This is a genomic window from Alcanivorax sp. HI0083 (genome assembly GCF_001635175.1).
Window position 1 is genome coordinate 1 of record NZ_LWFX01000359.1, and the last position, 1,380, is coordinate 1,380.

A 1,380-nucleotide genomic window follows, 5' to 3' on the forward strand; every position below is an offset into this window, starting at 1 on the left:
TGATTCAGCGGTATCGTCCAGCTGAACCAGTACGCGGGTGGCCGGTACGGCCATGGCGATCAGGATAACGAAGGGGATCACTGTCCACAGCACCTCGAAAAACACGTTTTCGTGGAAGGTGGAAGGATTCGGATTCTTGGAACGGCGGTGGCGGATCATCGAGAACAGAATCAGGCCACAGACCAGAAGACCGATGACGGTCACGATCCAGAGAACGGTGGTGTGAAGATTTTGAACTTCCTGACTGACCTGGGTTACCCCCGGTCGCAGATCGAGATCGGAACGTTCGGTCCAGTCGCTAGCGAAGGTCATGCCACTGATCATCAGTGACGTCAGACCCGCCGCCGCGCGGTGGAACAGAGTTGACTGCATGCGTTTGCTCCCTGTTTTCCCCAGCGCTACCCCGTTACAGGCACGCTTGTTCTTTGCCGTTACCGGCGCCTGGAAAGCGAGTTTCAGGATTGATGCGGCGAAACGGTCACCAGACCTTCCCCACTGACATCGACGACCAAGGGGGCGGCCGCTTAACGTGTCACATGGGAGGCAAAACCCAATAAAATCAAATAGCTATTTACCGCCATGCTGATTTCATTGAATTGCCGGAGGTGTGGCAAATTGTCCCACTGCATTTATGGGCGCCAACTCTAGTCATTCGCATGGCTAAAGTCCAGCCGAAACGTAGGGTTTATCAAGCCTTTCAGGCAGATACGAAAGCCAAACGCTATGCTACACTCCGTCTCTATTTCCCTACCCAGCGTCTCTTTCTGCCATGTCAAAACGCCGCCCTATTTACCGCGTCATATTCCAGAACCAGGGGCAAACCTACGAAGTTTATGCCTCAGAGATATATCAAAGCGACCTGCACGGCTTTATCGAAGTAGAGGAATTCCTGTTTGATGAACGCAGCGGTGTGCTGGTGGATCCATCGGAAGAAAAGCTGAAGAGCGAGTTTTCAGGGGTTCTGCGGTCGTACATCCCCATGCATTCGGTCATTCGTATTGATGAGGTAGAAAAGGAAGGGGTCGGAAAAATCACGGAATCACGCCCAGAGCCCCGCAGCAGCAACATTTCCCCTTTCCCCATGCCGCCAGGTCCGGGCAAATAGCCGCACCTGCCTCTGCAAAAACCCTGCACCCCAAAAAAAGAAGGGCGCCGGTTAGACCGAGCGCCCAGAGGGTTGCCTGATGTTACTAAGAGGAGAAAACGTATTTTGCCTACTGAATTAGTCCGTGGGTGGATGCAAAGGTTCCCGACGGACTAAAAAAAGATCGTCCCGCTAGCGCGTGGCATCCCGGGAGGCCTGGGTTAGCACCGGGGAGCGTACTGCCGATAACTCTTTGCGTGCGCTTCCCGCCAGCAACATCGCCTGTTCCGCTCGCG

The 1,380-nt window shown here is 54.3% G+C and carries 2 protein-coding genes; one reads left to right on the top strand and one right to left on the bottom strand.

All coding sequences use genetic code 11. From position 1 onward, the window contains the following. On the bottom strand, positions 1 to 372 hold a 372-nt coding region (locus A3754_RS03740), incomplete at its 3' end, for a cytochrome c oxidase subunit II transmembrane domain-containing protein (protein ID WP_304439797.1). Between the two features lie 397 nt (positions 373 to 769). Here A3754_RS03740 and A3754_RS03745 point away from each other — a divergent pair. Continuing rightward, positions 770 to 1,105, top strand: a complete 336-nt coding sequence (locus A3754_RS03745; RefSeq protein ID WP_063518876.1) for a DUF1820 family protein — start codon at positions 770 to 772, stop codon at positions 1,103 to 1,105. Positions 1,106 to 1,380 lie beyond the last annotated feature (275 nt).

Coding starts and splice junctions, on each gene's coding strand:
- A3754_RS03745 (WP_063518876.1), top strand. CDS start 770: ATGTCAAAACGCCGCCCTATTTACCGCGTCATATTCCAGAACCAGGGG.